The organism is Cryobacterium sp. MDB1-18-1, assembly GCF_004402735.1.
GTDB lineage: Bacteria > Actinomycetota > Actinomycetes > Actinomycetales > Microbacteriaceae > Cryobacterium > Cryobacterium glucosi.
Window position 1 is genome coordinate 24711 of record NZ_SOFR01000013.1, and the last position, 17336, is coordinate 42046.

16 protein-coding genes and 1 pseudogene are annotated in these 17336 nt (G+C 68.2%); 11 read left to right on the forward strand and 6 right to left on the reverse strand.

The window, feature by feature from the left end; genetic code table 11:
* Positions 1–118: 118 nt before the first annotated feature.
* Positions 119–973 carry an aldo/keto reductase gene (locus E3O50_RS02665; RefSeq protein WP_134448987.1) on the forward strand — a complete coding sequence of 285 codons (855 nt, stop codon included), beginning with the start codon at positions 119–121 and terminating at the stop codon, positions 971–973.
* On the opposite strand, the gene E3O50_RS02670 is transcribed toward E3O50_RS02665, so the two are convergent.
* Positions 922–1857 (reverse strand): LysR family transcriptional regulator, encoded by a 936-nt coding sequence (locus E3O50_RS02670; RefSeq protein ID WP_134560000.1) that lies wholly within the window; start codon positions 1855–1857, stop codon positions 922–924. The genes E3O50_RS02665 and E3O50_RS02670 overlap by 52 nt on opposite strands.
* A 141-nt stretch (positions 1858–1998) precedes the next feature.
* On the opposite strand from E3O50_RS02670, the gene E3O50_RS02675 reads away from it, so the two are divergent.
* Positions 1999–2424 carry a VOC family protein gene (locus E3O50_RS02675; RefSeq protein ID WP_134448853.1) on the forward strand — a complete coding sequence of 142 codons (426 nt, stop codon included), beginning with the start codon at positions 1999–2001 and terminating at the stop codon, positions 2422–2424.
* A 3-nt stretch (positions 2425–2427) separates the two neighbouring features.
* Here E3O50_RS02675 and E3O50_RS02680 read toward each other — a convergent pair whose 3' ends face one another.
* Together E3O50_RS02680 and E3O50_RS02685 are read right to left on the reverse strand one after the other, a co-directional pair.
* Positions 2428–3255, reverse strand: a complete 828-nt coding sequence (locus E3O50_RS02680) for a hypothetical protein (RefSeq protein WP_134560002.1) — start codon at positions 3253–3255, stop codon at positions 2428–2430.
* The gene (locus tag E3O50_RS02685) at positions 3255–3596 is read right to left on the reverse strand and encodes an S-adenosylmethionine decarboxylase (RefSeq protein ID WP_198413440.1); all 342 of its coding nucleotides are present in this window, start codon (positions 3594–3596) and stop codon (positions 3255–3257) included. Before E3O50_RS02685 ends, E3O50_RS02680 begins: the two co-directional genes overlap by 1 nt.
* Positions 3597–3813: 217 nt before the next feature.
* Here E3O50_RS02685 and E3O50_RS02690 point away from each other — a divergent pair, with 217 nt between their 5' ends.
* The 4 genes and pseudogenes from E3O50_RS02690 to E3O50_RS02705 form a co-directional block, all read left to right on the forward strand.
* A complete protein-coding gene (locus E3O50_RS02690; RefSeq protein ID WP_134560004.1) occupies positions 3814–4671 on the forward strand; it encodes a hypothetical protein in 858 nt (285 codons plus the stop codon).
* A 48-nt stretch (positions 4672–4719) separates the two neighbouring features.
* Positions 4720–5454 carry a glutamine amidotransferase gene (locus tag E3O50_RS02695; protein ID WP_134448857.1) on the forward strand — a complete coding sequence of 245 codons (735 nt, stop codon included), beginning with the start codon at positions 4720–4722 and terminating at the stop codon, positions 5452–5454.
* A gap of 27 nt (positions 5455–5481) precedes the next feature.
* Positions 5482–6291: a thymidylate synthase gene (locus tag E3O50_RS02700; protein WP_134448858.1), complete on the forward strand. Its 810-nt coding sequence runs from the start codon at positions 5482–5484 to the stop codon at positions 6289–6291.
* Positions 6292–6310: 19 nt separating this feature from the next.
* A pseudogene (locus tag E3O50_RS02705) lies at positions 6311–6742 on the forward strand (dihydrofolate reductase); the annotation flags it as partial.
* Here the strand turns inward: E3O50_RS02705 and E3O50_RS19895 are convergent.
* Positions 6656–8128, reverse strand: coding sequence for a glycosyltransferase family 2 protein (locus E3O50_RS19895; protein WP_347233266.1), 1473 nt, complete (start codon positions 8126–8128; stop codon positions 6656–6658). The pseudogene E3O50_RS02705 and the gene E3O50_RS19895 sit on opposite strands and share 87 nt — an antisense overlap.
* A gap of 272 nt (positions 8129–8400) precedes the next feature.
* Between E3O50_RS19895 and E3O50_RS02715 the strand changes: the two genes are divergently transcribed.
* Positions 8401–10116: an AMP-binding protein gene (locus tag E3O50_RS02715; protein WP_241975446.1), complete on the forward strand. Its 1716-nt coding sequence runs from the start codon at positions 8401–8403 to the stop codon at positions 10114–10116.
* A gap of 56 nt (positions 10117–10172) precedes the next feature.
* Here the strand turns inward: E3O50_RS02715 and E3O50_RS02720 are convergent, their stop codons facing one another.
* Positions 10173–11666, reverse strand: coding sequence for a phosphotransferase (locus E3O50_RS02720; RefSeq protein ID WP_166790686.1), 1494 nt, complete (start codon positions 11664–11666; stop codon positions 10173–10175).
* Between the two features lie 199 nt (positions 11667–11865).
* Here E3O50_RS02720 and E3O50_RS02725 point away from each other — a divergent pair, with 199 nt between their 5' ends.
* From E3O50_RS02725 to E3O50_RS02740, 4 genes are all read left to right on the forward strand, one after another.
* A complete protein-coding gene (locus E3O50_RS02725) occupies positions 11866–13401 on the forward strand; it encodes an FtsX-like permease family protein (protein WP_134448861.1) in 1536 nt (511 codons plus the stop codon).
* A gap of 67 nt (positions 13402–13468) precedes the next feature.
* Positions 13469–14155 carry an ABC transporter ATP-binding protein gene (locus E3O50_RS02730; RefSeq protein WP_134448862.1) on the forward strand — a complete coding sequence of 229 codons (687 nt, stop codon included), beginning with the start codon at positions 13469–13471 and terminating at the stop codon, positions 14153–14155.
* 64 nt (positions 14156–14219) lie between these two features.
* The gene (locus tag E3O50_RS02735; protein WP_134560010.1) at positions 14220–15482 is read left to right on the forward strand and encodes a hypothetical protein; all 1263 of its coding nucleotides are present in this window, start codon (positions 14220–14222) and stop codon (positions 15480–15482) included.
* Positions 15479–16138 carry a TetR/AcrR family transcriptional regulator gene (locus tag E3O50_RS02740; RefSeq protein ID WP_134560012.1) on the forward strand — a complete coding sequence of 220 codons (660 nt, stop codon included), beginning with the start codon at positions 15479–15481 and terminating at the stop codon, positions 16136–16138. The genes E3O50_RS02735 and E3O50_RS02740 overlap by 4 nt, the downstream gene beginning before the upstream one ends.
* Here the strand turns inward: E3O50_RS02740 and E3O50_RS02745 are convergent.
* Entirely contained in the window at positions 16135–17325 is a 1191-nt protein-coding gene (locus E3O50_RS02745; RefSeq protein ID WP_134448864.1) for an MFS transporter, read from the reverse strand. The genes E3O50_RS02740 and E3O50_RS02745 overlap by 4 nt on opposite strands.
* Between the last annotated feature and the right edge of the window lie 11 nt (positions 17326–17336).

Genomic DNA, 17336 nt, shown 5'->3' on the forward strand with positions numbered 1-17336 from the left:
CCGCAACAGGTCCCGCAACAGATCCCGCAACAGATCCCGCAACGAATCCCGCAACGAACACTGCAGAACCGCCAGCCCCGTCAACCGCTCAACGAAGGAAGCCATGCCGACCCGAATGATGCAAACCCGAATGATCGCCGACCGAACCGTGAGCGCGATCGGACTCGGCGGAATGCCGATGTCGATTGAAGGACGACCGGATGCGGCCAGGTCCGTCGCGACGATCCACGCGGCCCTCGACGAGGGCGTGACCCTGTTCGACACCGCGGACGCGTACCACCTGCACGCCGACGAGGTCGGCCACAACGAAACCCTCATCGCAGGAGCGATCGCGTCGTGGGGCGGGGACACCAGCGACGTGCTCGTCGCGACGAAGGGCGGGCACCTGCGCCCCGGTGACGGCACCTGGTATGTCGACGGCCGCCCTGAATACCTCAAGAAGGCCGCGGAGGCCTCACTCGCGCGGCTCGGCGGCGACGCGATCGGCCTCTATCAGTTCCACCGGCCGGACCCGGCGGTGCCGTACGCCGATTCCATCGGGGCGCTCGTCGAGCTCCTCGACGCCGGCACGATCCGCCTCGCCGGCATCTCCAATGCGAACGTCGATCAGATCCGGCTCGCCCGCGAACTGCTCGGCGGGCGCCTCGCGAGCGTGCAGAACCAGTTCTCTCCTGCGTTCCGCAGCAGCGAACCAGAGCTCGAGCTCTGCACCGAACTCGGAATCGCCTTCATCCCCTGGAGCCCGCTCGGTGGGATCTCCTCTGCGTCCCGGCTCGGCGAACGCTTCGCGCCGTTCCAGCAGGTAGCAGCAGACCGCGGGGTCAGCCCGCAGGTCGTCTGCCTGGCCTGGCACCTCGCGAAGTCCCCTGTGGTCATCCCGATCCCCGGCGCCTCGCGGCCGGAGAGCATCCGGGATTCGGTTCACGCTGCCGGCATCACGCTCACGCCTGAGGAACTGGCGCTGCTGGGCTGATCCCCGCGAGCTGGGCTGATCCCCGCGAGCTGGGTGAGGAACGCCGTGGCGGCCGGGCTGGGCTCGTCCGCCACGGCGACCGCGGCCGTCCACGGCGGCATCGGATCCTCGATCTGAATGGCTCGCAGGAGGTCAGGGCGCTTCGCTGCGAAACTCTCCGGCACGATCGCGACACCGAGGTTGTAACCGACGAGGTCGAGCATCGGATGCACGTCGTTGACCTCGAGCGCGGCCCGGTAATCGAACCCGGCAGCGGCGAAACCGCGGCGGGCGAGGACGTGTGCGCCCCAGCCTGCGGGGAACCCGACGAGTGACTCGGCATGCAGGGATGCGAGGTCGACGGAGCCCCTGGCCGCGAACGCGTGATCGGGACGGCAGAGCACGATGAGCCGCTGCGTGCTGAGCGGACTGAGTCGGACGCCGGGAGTCTGGTCGCCGACCGAGACGACAAGGGCGACGTCCGTGCGGCCGTTCGCGACGCCCTCGATGAGCTCGAGCGATCCGGCGTGCCTGAGACGTACGTCGACCCCTGGATGCGTCATGCGGAAGCGGGCGAGCTCTCCCGGAAGGTCCACCGAGCCCAGGCACGGCTCGGCGCCGACGGTCAGGCTCCCCAGCATGAGGCCGCGCACGGCCGCAACGGCGTTCTGGGCCGCGGTGGCGCTCGCGAGCGTGCGCAACGCCTCGACCAGGAAGGCCTGTCCGGCGACCGAGAGTTCGACGCTGCGGGTGCTGCGGATGAAGAGTGACGTCCCGAGCTCGCTTTCGAGCGCCCGAACGGATGCCGACAGACCGGATTGTGAGATCTGCAGGATCTCGGCGGCCCGGGTGAAGTGGCGTTCCTCGGCGACGATCGCGAAATGTTCGAGCTGGCGGAGTTCCATTCAGCAAGGCTAGTGCCTCACGCGGGACCATTCACAGGTGCGAGGACTGGATCCACCGCCTCGTCTTTTGCCGTTCCGGGGTCGATAATGTCTCGGAAGCGCGGGCCCGACGGCGGGCACGCCCCGGTCTGGAGGTCTCAGATGACAACGCTCAACCCCTATCTCTCGTTCCGTGATTCGGCCAGGGCGGCCATGGACCTGTACGAGTCGGTCTTCGGCGGCACGGTCACGCGCAGTACCTTCGCGGAGCTCCACGCCAGTGAGGATCCTGCGGAGGGCGACAAGATCATGCACTCCGCTTTGACGACGGACGGCGGGATGGTCCTGATGGCGGCGGACACACCGAACAGCATGGATCTGACACCGGGCACCACTATGTCGGTCTCGCTGAGCGGCGACGACGAGGCGGAACTGAGCGGCTACTTCGAAAAACTGTCTGCCGGCGGGACCGTACTCCAGCCGCTTGCGAAGGCGCCGTGGGGAGACAGCTTCGGGATGCTCGTGGACCCGTTCGGCGTGAGCTGGCTGGTCAACATCTCCGGATCGGGCAGCACAGCGCCCGAGTGACGTTCAGGCGCCGGGCTGGACGTCGAGGCTGATCGAGTCGTCTTCCGTGCCGTCGACAAGGCGCTGCAGGGCGTTGCGGACGAGGAGGCCGCGCATGGTGTCGCGGTGCGCCCGCGCCTTCGGTAGGAAGTGCGGCACGTACCCGTAGACGGCGTGGCTCTTCTTCGAGCCGAGGTACGGACCAGGGGGAGTGTCGGCGAGCGGTACGAACGGGATGCCCAGAAAGTCCCGCATCTTGCGCAGCGGGCGGTCGTCGACGATGGACACAATGTGCTTGATCCGGTGCACGAGCGCGGAGAGGTACATGGCGCGGTAGAGCTGCACGCTCACCGCTGCTTCGCCGCGACGGTAGTCGGGGAGGACGGCGACGGTGCCGATGTCCCAGATCTCGGTCGGATCGGTGATCGCGTGAAAGCGGAACGCCTCATCGAGTTCCAGATTGAACGGTTCCTGGGCGGCATCGTTGAGGCTCTTGAGTCCATGCGGGGAATCCTCGATGATCCGCAGCACCCCGCTCGGCGTGCCGGTGTCCCTGTCGATGGAGATGAAGAATGTGCTCGTGCCCTCGTACGCGCCGTACTCGTCCGTCATCTGCGCGGCATCGTTGCCGAACGTCGCCTCGAAGACAACACGTTCCACGTGCCGGCCGACGTTCGAAAACGGGCTCCGGCCGTCGACCTCGATCGCGACCAGCCGGTAGTGCTCCGGGAGGTCACGCGTGCGCGCGGCGAGCAGCCGCACGGTGAGGTCCTCGAGCTCGGCATCGCTCAGGTCGTATCGGGGGCTGAACACCTCGGCGCCGATCACGGTATCGGTGTCGCGGGTCGGCACTAAAACTCCTTGTATTCGGCGCTGGCACTGCCGAAGAAACGCGTGGTGTATTCGACGGCCACGAGGGGGTCGAACGGCTTGCAGGTGTAGATGTCGACACTGTAGAAGAGCACCGGTTGTTCCCACGCGTAGAAATGCGCCCCCGACGTTTCCCAGTGAGTCCACCCGGCCCAGCCGTACAGATCGCTGCGATGCGTGACCGGTTCGATCAGGCCTTTCATGTCGAGCACCGGGGCAAGCCCTGACAAGTAGTCCGTGATCTGCACTGCGCTGATCGGTTCGGCGGGGTAGGCCTCGATGACAAGACGCTGCCGGTAAATGGTTGGTGCAAGGTCGCGCATGAAAGCCATTCCCCCAGTGATGTGATCAAGAGCTTGGGGAAAGGAATCCCCGGCGGCAGCCGTTTCATCAGGGCGACATTGGAACCTGAGACTGAGCGGTGCTGCCTCACTGTACGCCCCCCAGACATCCATCGGGGTCCGAGGGCACGTCCGACAGTCTGGACGAGTCCCCGGTGGGTCCCTTTTCTTCACCGCGATGCCGGTGCACACTGAGCGAATGCGCAGGCTTTCCGTCACGAGACACCCGGGAAAGGGGCCGGTTGCGCCGCCCATTTTCGGGGCCGCGCTGCTGGTGATCCTTGCAGTGGGCCTTCCCTTCGCGGCCATCCAGGTAGCAGGTGCGATCCGACCGGACCCGGCGGCATCCGCCCCGTCCGGCATCCCAGCGGTTTCCCCGACCGCGGCCCCCACTCCGGTGCCGACCGTACCGGCCCAATCGTCGCGGGCCCAACCGTCACCGGCGATCAGGGCGCTGGATTCGGACAATCCGATTTCCGATCCTGCCTGGTTCGTGCAGGCATACGAAGCCGGGTTCCGGCTCTACATCCTCAGCTCCACCGAGTTCGGCACGTGCACGCCTCTCGCCCGCACCCAGGCGCAGCTCGCGATGGCCATCGACGCCGGTCTCGCGATCGCCGCGTACACCAGGGATCCGCGCTGCTGGCGGGAGGGGATCGCGGCGACGGGCTCCTTCCGCATCCGGCTCCAGTTCTTCGCCCTCGACATCGAAACGGGCGGCCCGCCGCTCACCCGCGCCATGATCACGGGCGTCCAATCCACCGGAGTGCGCCCCGTCGTCTACACCGGCGCGCGGATGTGGGACGACATCATGGGCGCGGGAACGACGGAGTTCTCGGACGTCGCCCTCTGGGATGCCGTGCCCGTCCAGCCGGGCTCGACTGCCGTGGCCGGCCTCCCTGACGACCCCGTCGATCTCCTCTCGCCTGCACCGATTCCGTTCGGTGGCTGGAACGCGTCCGGGAATCTCCGAGTCGGTGTTCAGCAGCATTTTGAACGGGTCTTCAACGGCGTCAACATCGATGTGAACACCTTCGCGAGGTCATTCCTGTACTGATCGGGAAGCGCGCACCGGAATGGGCGCCGCACCGCGTATCATGGCGGCGTGAAGCCCTACCTGCTCTTGGCCAGCCGTCCGGAGGACGAAGCCGCCGACGACGAGTACGAGGGTTTCCTGAGCGCCGGCGGCCTCACCCCGGAGGACCTGCACCGGGTCAGGCTCGAGGCGGCGCCACTGCCGCCGATCCGGCTGGACGACTACTCCGGCATCATCGTCGGTGGCAGCCCCTTCAACGCCAGCGACCCCGCGGCGACGAAGTCCGCCGTCCAGCTCCGGGTCGAGCGGGAACTCCAGTCGCTCCTCGACCTCGTCGTCGCCCGTGATTTTCCCTTTCTCGGAGCCTGTTACGGCATCGGGCTGCTGACGACACACGGCGGGGGTGTCGTCGACGGAACGTGGCCGGAGGACGCCGGCCCGACGAGAGTGCGGCTGACGCAGGAGGGAGCCGCCGACCCCCTGTTCGGTATCCTCGAGCCCGACTTCGAGGCCTTCGTCGGACACAAGGAGGCATGCACGGTCCTCCCGCCCGGCGCCGTACTCCTCGCCACCGGAGAGGATTGCCCGGTCCAGGCCTTCCGGGTCGGACGGAACGTCTACGCGACCCAGTTCCACCCGGAGCTCACCAATGCGAGCATCCTCACCCGCCTCCGGATCTACCGCGACAACGGATATGTCAAGCCGGATGCCTGGACCGGAGTCATCGCGAGCATCGCGGCGGCCACGGTGACGCAACCGGCGAACCTGATGCGTGCCTTCGTGCGGCGCTTCGGCACCGAATAAGCTGCGCCACCAAATAAACTGCTACGAATGCCAACCTCACTCGCGACCCCGTATGAAGACCTGCTTCGCCACACCCTGGCGACGGGCACCGCCAAAGCCGACCGGACCGGGACCGGAACCACGAGCATCTTCGGCGCCCAGCTCCGCTTCGACCTTCGTGAGGGCTTCCCGCTCATCACGACGAAGCGCGTGCACTTCAAGTCGATCGCCTACGAACTCCTGTGGTTCCTGCGCGGCGAGAGCAACGTCGGATGGCTCCGGGAACACGGCGTCAGCATCTGGGACGAGTGGGCATCGGAAACCGGAGAACTCGGTCCCGTCTACGGAGTGCAATGGCGCTCCTGGCCCACCCCCGACGGTGGTCACATCGATCAGATCGCCCAGGTGATCGAGACCCTGAAGACAGACCCGGATTCGCGTCGCATGATCGTGTCGGCCTGGAACGTCGCGGACATCCCGTCGATGGCCCTCGCACCGTGCCACGCGCTCTTCCAGTTCTACGTCGCCGACGGCCGCCTGTCCTGCCAGCTCTACCAGCGCAGCGCCGACCTCTTCCTCGGCGTCCCCTTCAACATCGCGAGTTATGCGCTGCTGACCCACCTCGTCGCCGCCCAGGCCGGCCTCGAGGTCGGCGACTTCATCTGGACCGGCGGGGACTGCCACATCTACGACAACCATCGTGACCAGGTCACGGAGCAGCTGACCCGTGCCCCGTATCCGCTCCCGACGCTCCGCATCACGGGCGAACGCGCGAGCATCTTCGACTACGGGTACGAGGACCTCGAGGTCGTCGGCTACCAGCACCACCCCGCGATCAAGGCACCCGTTGCCGTCTGATCCCGCCCGTCACACTCCCGTGATCGCACTGGTCTGGGCGCAGGCGCACGACGGGATCATCGGCAGCGCCGGTTCGATACCCTGGCACCTTCCCGAAGACCTCGCGCATTTCAAGGCCGTGACGGATGCCGCGACGGTCGTGATGGGTCGTCGCACGTGGGATTCCCTCCCCGAACGATTCCGGCCGCTCCCCGGGCGACGGAACATCGTCGTCACTAGGGACGCCGACTGGGCCGCTGCCGGAGCCGAACGCGCCGGGTCCGTGGACGATGCCCTCGCTGCGGACGACTCGGCCACAGATCCGGCCACGACGATCTGGGTGATCGGCGGAGGCGAGGTCTACCGCGAAGCCCTGGCCCGCGCCTCACGACTCGAGGTCACCGAGCTGGACCTCGCCGTGCCCGGCGACACGAGGGCCCCCGCGGTTGACGGGGAGTGGACGCGTGCCCACGCCTCGGAATGGATGGTCTCGAGGACCGGCATCCGCTTTCGCTTTGTCGGGTACGAGCGGCCGGTTCCGCGGAACTGACGTCTCTTCGGGCACCGACATCTCTTCACGAGCTGACGTCTCCGGCGGCACCGGCTTCTCCTGCAGCGCGGGAGCCACGGGCGCCACGGTGACTCGGCGTTCTGGACTCCTCCAGCGTCCGCTCGACGGCGTCAGGAATGCCTGGGGAAGGGTCGCCAGGCAGATCGCCGCGTCGACCACACGTACGAGTGGGAAGGCGAACCCGAGCAGCAGATAACTCGGCCGGCGGGTGACGGCGACGACGAGCACGGTCAACAGGTAATCGGGCACGAGCACGCCGAGCAGGATCAGGGTCGGCGGAATCGCGTCCGTCAGCCGCGTGGCGATGCCGGACGGGTCCGTCGACGTCGCCTCCCAGATGACCGCGCCGACCGATACGACGAGCAGCGGCAGGAACAGCAGCATCATCACACTGCTCGTCACGAGCTCGAACACGTGGAGCGCCAGCGCACCCCAGAACCAGCCGAGCCGGAATCCGTGGCGGCGCAGCGTCTGCCAGAACCCCAGGGTCCAACGCCGGAGCTGCCGGGTGTAATCGTGCAGGTTGTCCGGATCCTGGGTCGAGGCCCTCGCGATCGAGGGGTGGAATGCGATCCGGCCGAGCTTGCGCGCGTGCACTTCGAACGTCATGTTGAAGTCCTCGATCGCGAGCCCGGGAGGATCGATGTCGATGCTTCCGAGGACCCGGCTGCGATACATGCTCGCGAAACCGGGAACGATGGAGATCACGTTCGCGAGCCTGGCGGCCTGACCGTATTTGAGCAGGTACTGCACCATGACGTAGAAACGTTCCCGGTATGCGACCAGGAATCGGCCCATCATCGTCGCGGGGGGAGGATCAGCGATCGTCGACGCACACGCTGCAACCGCGACGACCCCCGGATCCTGGAAGCACGGCAGGCCGGTCAGCAGGTAGTCGGGGGCCAGCACCGTGTCCGCATCGAGGAGCACCACGACCGGGAACCGGCGTGCCAGTTCGAAATGGTCGATTGCCGCGACGAGCGCGCCGGCCTTTCCATGATTCGACTCGAGTTCGAGCACGTTCGCTCCGCTGGCTCTCGCGAGGTCCGCGGTCCGGTCTGCTGAGGCGTCCGAAACGACGAAGACGTGTCCAACGGGCACCTGGCCGGTTGCGGAACCGATCGTCGCGGCGATCACTTGTTCTTCGTCGTGGGCGGCGACCAGGACCGCGACCTCGTCCGCGGAGATCAGCGGGTCCTGCGATCGATCGGGCGACCGGCGGCGGCTGCTCTCGACCACGGCACGGATGAGACCGACCGTGGTCCAGAGCAAGGTGTTGATTCCCACAACAAGAATGAAAATGACGAAGAACGTAACCATCTGTGCCCCCGGGGTGAAATCGAACGTCCCACACTGGAACCGGAGACGCCACGTCGAGACTGTCGGTGTTGACGTGCACGAAGCTACCCGAGGCCGGAGGGGACCGCTGGCCCTGTCACCCGGATGGGGCGACCCATGTGGTTAACCACATCCGGGTGTGGGTTGCCCCCGGAACGCGCCGCGACGTGTTTTCCGGATGCATGCAGTTACAGGCATTTATGAGTGAGGATGATGGAGAAGTGACTTTTCCGACGAGTACCTCCAATTTTCGTGCCGCCCGCGATCAGCTGCTGCGCCTCTGGGACGGCCACGCCCGTGCCGCCGCGGAATTCCGCTGGCCGGATGTCGGCGCGTCATTCAACTGGGCCGTCGACTGGTTCGACGTGATCGCGGCCGGCAACGACAACATCGCCCTGTGGATCGTCGAGGAGGACGGCCGTGAGCTGAAGGTCACTTTCGCGGAGATGTCCGCACGCTCCAACCAGGTCGCGGCGTGGCTCACCCAGCAGGGCGTCGGCAAGGGCGATCACGTGATGCTCATGCTCGGCAACCAGGTCGAACTCTGGGAGCTCATGCTCGGCATCATGAAGATCGGCGCCGTGATCCTCCCGACATCGACCGTGCTCGCCGCCGGCGACCTCGCCGACCGCGTGCAGCGCGGCGAGGTGGACTGCGTCATCGCGAATTCGGGTGACGCCGCCAAGTTCGCGGAGATCGACGGCGATTTCCGGCGCATCTGCGTCGGCGGCACGGTTCCCGGCTGGGCTCACTACGCCGACGCCGCCCTGCTTTCCACGGCGCCCGTTCCCGTGGCCGTCGGTTCGGACGACCCGTCGCTCATCTACTTCACCTCGGGGACCACGAGCAAGCCCAAGATGGTCGTGCACACCCAGACCTCGTACCCCGTGGGCCATCTCTCCACGATGTACTGGCTCGGGCTTCGTCCCGGCGACGTGCACCTCGCCATCAGCTCACCGGGCTGGGGCAAGCACGCCTGGAGCAGCTTCTTCTCGCCCTGGATCGCTGAGGCCACCGTCTTCGTCTACAACTACGGCCGGTTCGACCCGCAGGCGCTCACGGCCCAGCTGCACCGCGCCAAGGTCACGACGTTCTGTGCGCCGCCGACGGTGTGGCGGATGCTGATCCAGTCCGATGTGGGCGAGAAGCCGGTCGGCCTCCGCGAGATCCTCTCGGCGGGTGAACCGCTCAACCCCGAGGTGATCAGCCAGATCCAGCGTGCCTGGGGGCTCACGATCCGCGATGGGTACGGCCAGACCGAGACGACGGCCATCGTCGGCAACGTGCCGGGGTCCGTCCTCAAGGCCGGGTCCATGGGCCTGCCCCTGCCCGGCGTCGCGATCACCCTCGTCGATCCGATCACGGGAGGCGTCGCAGACGAGGGCGAGATCTGCCTCGACCTCGCCGAGCCCGCCGTCAACCTCATGGCCCGGTACCACGGCGACCCGGTCAGGACCCAGGCTGCGCTCCGGGATGGCTACTTCCACACGGGCGACGTCGCCACCCGGGACGACAACGGCTACATCACCTTCATCGGCCGCACGGATGACATCTTCAAGTCCTCCGATTACAAGGTCTCCCCGTTCGAGGTCGAAAGCGTGCTGCTCGAACACCCCGCCGTCGCCGAGGCCGCGGTCGTCCCCGCCCCCGACGACACCCGACTCAACATCGCCAAGGCGTATATCCACCTCGCGGCCGGCTGGGCACCCGACAGCGCGACTGCTCTCGCCGTGCTGCGTCACGCCCGCAACGGGTTGCCGCCGTACATGCGGGTGCGGCGTATCGAGTTCTTCGAACTGCCCAAGACGAGCTCAGGCAAGATCCGCAGGGTCGAGCTGCGGGCGCGCGAGAACGATGCCGCAGAGCAGCAGCTCCGGCTTCCGGAGGAATGGCGCGACGACCAGTTCCCCGAGCTCAAGCGTTCGTCGAAGAGCTGATCCGCGCGCCCGCGAAAGCGGGTGAAACGTCGTACTGAGCTCGGCATACCGACGACTCACCCGCTTTCGCGAACGGCGGCGGGGACGGGAACGGGGGCGAGCAGGGCGTCGATCGCTGCGAGGGGGATCGGCAGCCAGTCGGGCCGATTGAGTTTTTCGTAGACGACCTCGTAGAGAGCCTTGTCGAGTTCGAAGGCGCCGAGCAGCGGGCGTTGCTCTCCGAGGCTCCTGCCGGAACGTTCGCTGTACCCGGCAAGGAACGCCCGACGGCAGGCCTGTGCCCACCCGGTGACGACACCGGTCCGCTCGGGAGCTTCCCGCGCCACGGTTCCGGCCGCGTAGGAGAACGACCTCAGCATCCCGGCGACATCCCGCCAGGGCACGTCGACACGGGTCCGGTCCTCGAGAGGAGTGAGCGGTTCGCCCTCGAAATCGACGAGCACCCAGCCCCTGCCCGGAACGAGCAGCACCTGGCCGAGGTGCAGGTCCCCGTGGATGCGCTGCAGCCTCGGCCAGGACACCTCGGCCGCTGCGGCGAACACCGCCTCGATCGCCGGGGCGTACCGGTCGAGTGCAGGCACCTCCGCGATCGCGCGCCGGGCGCGGGCGCGCAGGCCGTCGAGGACCGTGCCGACGACCTCAGCGGTCGGCTCCGCCGTCGGCATCGCGTCAGCGAGGTCGGCGTGGACTGCCGCGGTCGCGACGCCGAGGCTCCGCGCCCGCGCAGTGAAGTCCTCGTTTCTCCGTGCCGCACCGAGTACCACCCGCCAGGCGTCTTCGACGCCGGGCAGGAACTCCTGGGCGAAAGCGAGGTGGCCGCGCGCGGTGCCGCCAGGCGCGCGGGGGTCCGCCCAGTCCCCGACGATGCAACCGACGGGAAGGGGAACGAAGTGCGAGCCGGCGCGGGCGAGTGCGGACTGCACGGTGACGTCGGGGTTGTCGCCGTGGTGGAGCGCCCGGAAGACCTTGCAGATCACGGGAGTGAGTGCGCGACCGTCAGGACCCGCGAGTTCGTAGATGATCGAGGTGTTGGACTGCTCTCCCCGGAGCACGTGACTCGACACGACGGTCGGCTCGACACCCTCCGGCGCGACTCCGTCGCCGGGTACACCTCCGGGTACACCGCCGGCGAGGCCGTTGGGAAGGGTCTCGCCTTCCGCGACCGAGCATCCGTCTGCACCAGGGCCTGACGTGCCGCGACGCAGGATCAACAGGAGCAGCGCCCGCGCATAGGCCGGATCCGCCGGAGCGTCATAGACGAACTTTCGCCGCCCGTCCGCTCCGGTAAGGGTCGTGATGAGGGCCGCCTCGCCGCCAGGGAGAGCCACCTCCCGCTCGGTCACGGGAAGCTGGTAGACCGTCCGGCGAGGGTCGCCGGCGTCGACGACGCAGTCGGTGCGGATCAGCACCCCCGGCTCGCCGGAGGGCAGCGACCCGCCGCCCACGCGCGCCAGCGCCACCGGGCGGCCCGTGTCCGCGAACCAGCGCTGGCGGGCGGCCCAGGAGCTCACATCTTCGGGCACTGCGGATCCGAGGCCATTCCCAGTCATGCCGCCAGCGTACGCCAGCGGCAGAGTGTGGCCCGCAGACATCCTGATCAGCTTGGAAACACCAGTGCCCAGCCGATGTTCATGGGGCAGAACTGTCATTTGACGGCGTATTCACAGGAAAGTGATAGCGTCCGGAAAGCCCTGATCCATAACTTCGATCCCGGTGGGCCCCACGGAGAGTCCCCGGAACCGGAGACTCATGTTCTATACCTACCTGCGTCGGGAACTCGCGGGCCGTCGCAAGCAGACCGCCATCGTCGCGATCGGCATGGCCCTCGCCATCGCGCTGGTCATCATCGTCAACTCGGTGTCGAGCGGAGTCCAGCTCGCCCAGGCATCCGTTCTCGAGTCCGTGTACGGCGTCGGCACCGACATCACCGTGAGCCAGGCCCCTGCTGCCGCCGCGACGCCGGGCACCGGAAACGGCGCGCCCCAACGCTTCGACTTCGGTTCGGCGGACGGTGCCGCAGCGGACGGAACCACGACGATCAGCCGCAGCAGGCTCACGGCTGAACGCGGGACGGAGACCTTCGCCTCGACCGGTCTCGACTCGGTGCGCGCGGTTCCGAACGTCAGTGCGGCCGCTGCGACGCTCCTGCTGAGCAACTCCACCTTCAGCGGCGCCCTCCCGACCCGCAGCCAGGGCGCCACCCGGCCATCGACCGGCCAGGGCGCTCCGTCAGGCCAGAGCGCTGAGACGCCGCCGACGGGTGGCCCCGACGGTGCGGGCGGCAGCTCGTTCAGCGTCGACTCCTTCACCGTGCTCGGGCTGAACCCGGCCGACGCAGCCGTCGGCCCGCTCTCCGCCGTGACGCTCACAGCCGGGCGCTCGCTCGCGAGCACGGATGCCGGTGCGAACGTCGCCGTCCTCGACGCGAGCTACGCGACGACCGCCTCCCTCGCCGTCGGCGGCACCGTCGCTATCGCGGGCACCGACTTCAGCATCGTCGGGCTGGTCTCCGCGGCGACCTCGGACAGCGCGACCGCGGCCAATGTCTACATTCCGCTCGACGTCGCCCAGTCCCTCGCGGCCCTGCCGGGCCAGGTCTCCAACATCTACGTGCAGGCGGCGTCGTCGACGGACATCAACCAGGTCCAGGCGGACATCAGGACCGCACTGCCCGCAGCGACCGTCAAGACCCAGGCGGACCTCGCGTCGAGCGTATCCGGGTCGCTCGCGAGCGCATCGAGCCTCGTCTCCAACCTCGGGTTGTGGCTCTCCCTGATCGTCCTCGCAGCGGCGTTCCTGATCGCGATCCTCTTCACGATCTCCGGGGTCACCCGGCGCACCCGTGAGTTCGGAACGCTCAAGGCGATCGGGTGGTCCAACGGCCGGATCGTGCGCCAGGTCGGCGGCGAATCGCTCGTGCAGGGCCTGATCGGCGGCGTCGTCGGGATCGCCGTCGGGCTCGCCGGGATCCTCGTGATCAACATCATCGCCCCGACGTTGACCGCAGGGGCCTCGACGGCCGTGCAGGCGGTGGGCCGCGGGGCCGGGGCCGCCGGCGGCGCGGGAGGTGCGGGAGGCGCAGGCTTCGGCCCTGGCGGTGGCGGATTCGGTGCCGCAACCCAGGCGGCCACCCAGTCGAACATCGTCCTGACGGCGCCCGTCACGGTATCCGTGATCCTGATCGCGGTCGGACTCGCCGTTCTCGGCGGCCTGCTCGCCGGAGTGATCGGGGGGTGGCGAGCCTCCCGGCTCCGGCCGGCGGAAGCCCTGCGCAGCATCGCGTAGCACTGCCTGCGTCACCCGATTCGATTCGCTCCGATTCTCACTTTCAGCTTCCAGAAGGAACCAGACCATGTACCAGCTGACGAATGTCACCAAAAAGTATGACCAGGGCAAGCGCTCGGTGACCGCGCTGCAGGACGTCACCGTTTCGATCCCCGATGGCCAGATGGTCGCGATCCAGGGGCCGACCGGTGGCGGCAAGTCGACCCTCCTGCAGATGCTCGGGGCACTTGACCGCCCGAGTTCCGGATCCGTGGTGCTCGAGACGGAGCACCTCGGCAGTTCGAACCTGTCGAGCCTCGGGGACTCCCAGCTCGGTCGCATCCGCGCCACCGAGATCGGCTTCGTGTTCCAGGGCTTCAACCTGATCCCGACGCTGACCGCCCAGGAGAATGTCGAGACGGCGCTCGCGCCGCTCGGCGGGACGAACGCCGCGCGCCGGGAGCGCTCGGCGGCCGCCCTCGAGGCCGTCGGCCTCGGGGACCGCCTCGGCCACCTTCCCGCCGAACTCTCGGGCGGCCAGCAACAGCGGGTCGCGATCGCGAGGGCACTCGTCAAGGACCCGACCGTGCTCCTCGCCGACGAGCCGACCGGCAACCTCGACGAGGAGACCAGGGACGAGATCATGGACCTGCTCGAGGGGCTCTGGCGGGCACAGGGCCTCACCCTGATCGTGGTCACGCACGACAGTGCCGTCGCCAGGCGCGCCCAGCGCCGCCTGCACATCAAGGCCGGACGACTCACCGAACTCGCCTGACTGCCGGGCTCGCCTGATGACCGCCGGGCTCGACAAACATTAGAGTAAAGACTCTAATGGGAGTATGACGCCCGACAGGACACCCAGGAACGACCGGAACGAGCAGCACGACAGGAACGACCGGCACGAGCCGAAAGGCCGGTACGACAAGAAGGGGCGGACGTCGTCCCGGCGTTCGTTCCTCAAGGTCGCCGGCATCGGCCTGGGGACGATCGCGATCGCCGGCGCCGCAGGCCTCACCTGGCGCGCGGTCGACGGTGGCGTGTTCGCGAGCGGGACAGGCGAGGCATTCGCCGCATGGGCGCAGGCCGGCCCGGAGGCGCATGACGCCCTCGGCCTCGTTCGGGCCGCCGTGCTCGCAGCGAACGCGCACAACGCCCAGCCCTGGCAGTTCAGGGTCGCCGACAACCGGATCGACGTCTTCGCTGACACGACCAGGAACCTCGGGACGATGGACCCGCTGCTCCGGGAGATGGACGTCTCGCTCGGGTGCGCGATCGAGAACATCGTCGTCGCGGCACCCGCGAACGGGAAGAAGGCCGCCGTCACCCTGCTGCCGGACCCCGCGGACCCCACACACGTCGCACGGATCGACCTTCAGGCGGCGGAGGCATCCGTCTCACCGCTGTTCACCGCGATCGCATCCCGACACACCGACCGCAACTCCTATGACCTCACGCGGCCCGTGAGCGCCGCGGAGCTGGCACGGCTCAGCGGACTCATCGACGAGACCGTCGCCGAACTCGTCTGGTTCTCGGACCCCGCGGAGAAGAATGCGTTCGGTGCCCTGACCGTCCGCGCGACCGAGGCGATCATCGCAGACCCGCAACAGGTGGCGGACGACGCCGCCTGGTACCGCACCGACTGGCACGAGATCCAGTCGAAGAAAGACGGCATCACGATCGACCCGTCCGGGCAGTCGGAATTCATCAGGGCCGTTTCGAAGGTCATTCCCGTTTCGACGGCCCAGAACAACGCGGGCTGGCTCGCCGGCACCAGGGACAGCCAGGTCCCCACGGCCGCGGCCTTCGGAGCGCTCGTCGTGCGCGACCCGCTCGACACCGGCGAGCGTCTCGCCGTCGGCAGGGCCTGGCAGCGCCTGCACCTGAGCATGACGGTCGACGGGGTCAGCGCCCAGCCGCTCTGCCAGGTTCCTGAGCGGATCGACAGGGAACGCTCGACGGGCCTCAACCCGGACTTCGGCGACGCGCTGGCCGCGCTCCTTCCCGCAGGCCGCCACGCGATCATGACCTTCCGGATCGGACATCCGACCGGCTCGGCCCTGCCGAGCCCTCGACGCCCCGCGCGGGAAGTCGTGCTTTCGTGAGCCGGGTCCCGACCACGGTGACGGCGGGGGAGACCAGGGCCAGGATCCTCTTCGTCGCCCTCGGCCTCTTCAACGAACGCGGCACCGCCGCCGTGACCACCAACGCGATCGCGGCGGCCGCCGGAATCAGCCCGGGCAACCTGTACTACTGGTTCGGCGGCAAGGACGAGATCGTGCGCGAGCTGCATGCCCAGCGCGTGACGGCCTATGAATCTCTCTGGGAGGCATCCGCTGCCGGGGGAGGGGACGGGCCTGAACGCCTGGACCCCGAGCAGGTACTCGACCGCCTCGGTGCCGGTGTCGCGCTGACGCGGCAGTACGCGTTCCTGGCCCGCGACCTCTTCGGCCTGCTGCACGCGGACCCGGTGCTCGCCGAACACTACCGGCTCGTGCGCGCCCGGCGCCTCGTCAGGTTCAGCGAGATCGCCAGGGGCTGGCGTGAACACGGCGAGATCCGCCCGCTCGGCGATCGGGAGCTCGATGACCTCGTGCGGGCGCTCTGGATCCTCGCCGAGTCCTGGTTCGCCTTCGAGGAGCTCGACGGGGCGGACACCGGAGGGCCTTCGGATTCCACTGCAGATTCCACCGGCGGGACGCGCTACCTGCGCGCCGTCCTCACGCCGTACCTCAGCGCCCCTTTACCCGGGCGGGGCTAGACGCGGCGGATGCCCCAGGCCACGACGGCGAGGGACGCCGCGCAGACGACACCGAGCAGGGACATCAGCAGGGTGTAGCTCGCGACGGCGTTGAGCGCCGCGAAGAGGACCGGCAGCAGGAACCCGAGGTAGGTGAGGCTGTAGTACACGCCCGTGATGCCGGCGAGGTCGGCAGGGGTGGAGATGCGCTGCACCTCGACGAGGCCCGCGACGACGCACACGCCGTACGCGGCGCCGAGCACGATCGCCGTGACGAGGGCGACGATCGGGGACAGGGTCGCCGCGGCGCAGATGGAGAGCAGGATGCCGACGAGCATCATGCCCATGCCGACGACGAGCGCTCGCCCGTTGGTGCGTGTGTTGATCCGGGCGACCTGCGGCTGGACCAGGGCCCCCGTACCGAGGGTGACGACCGTGAGCAGGGTCGCGTATGCGAGGTTGAACTCGCCGAGCTGGGTGTCGACGAGCTTCGGCATGATCGCGTACGCGATCCCGGCCGCGCCGAAGACCCAGGGCGCTGAGGGCGCGATGACGCGCAGGAAGCGGCGATGCCCGGCGAGAGGAACCGCAAGGTCACGCCAGAACGGGCGGTGCGCCCGATAGCGCGGCACGGTCTCCGGCGTCGTGACGAGCAGGGGCAGTACGGCAAGGCTCAGCACGATGTGGACGAGGTAGGGGGCGAGCGTCGGCATCGGGCCCCACTGGGCGAGTGCGCCGGCGACGCCGGCACCGAGTCCGAAGCCGAGGGTGAGGGTCAGTGCCGGGCGCCGGGCGCCTGCCACCGTGTCAGCGCGCTTGTCGAACGGCGCGGCGGAGAGTTCCTTGAGCCACGCCGTTCCGACCGACATCGCAACGCCCACGCTCAGCCCGGCCAGGAAGCGGCCGAGGCACAGCATGACCGTGCTCGAGAAACCGAAACCGAGAAGGATGCTGGCCACGAGTCCCGTGATCACGCCCGCGATCGCGAGGGGCTTGCGTCCATACCGGTCCGAGAGCGCCCCGGCGAGGAGGAGCCCGGGAATCAGGCCGACGACGTACGCCCCGAGGAAGACATCCGCCATCACGGTCGTGTAGTGGCCGAGCGCCTCGTACATGTGCAGCAGCGGGGTGAAGTGGTTGCCGCCCCAGGCCATGACGAAGATGGCGGGTGCTGCGCGGAGCCAGGCGGGAATGGTACGGGGAATCATCGGACTTTCGG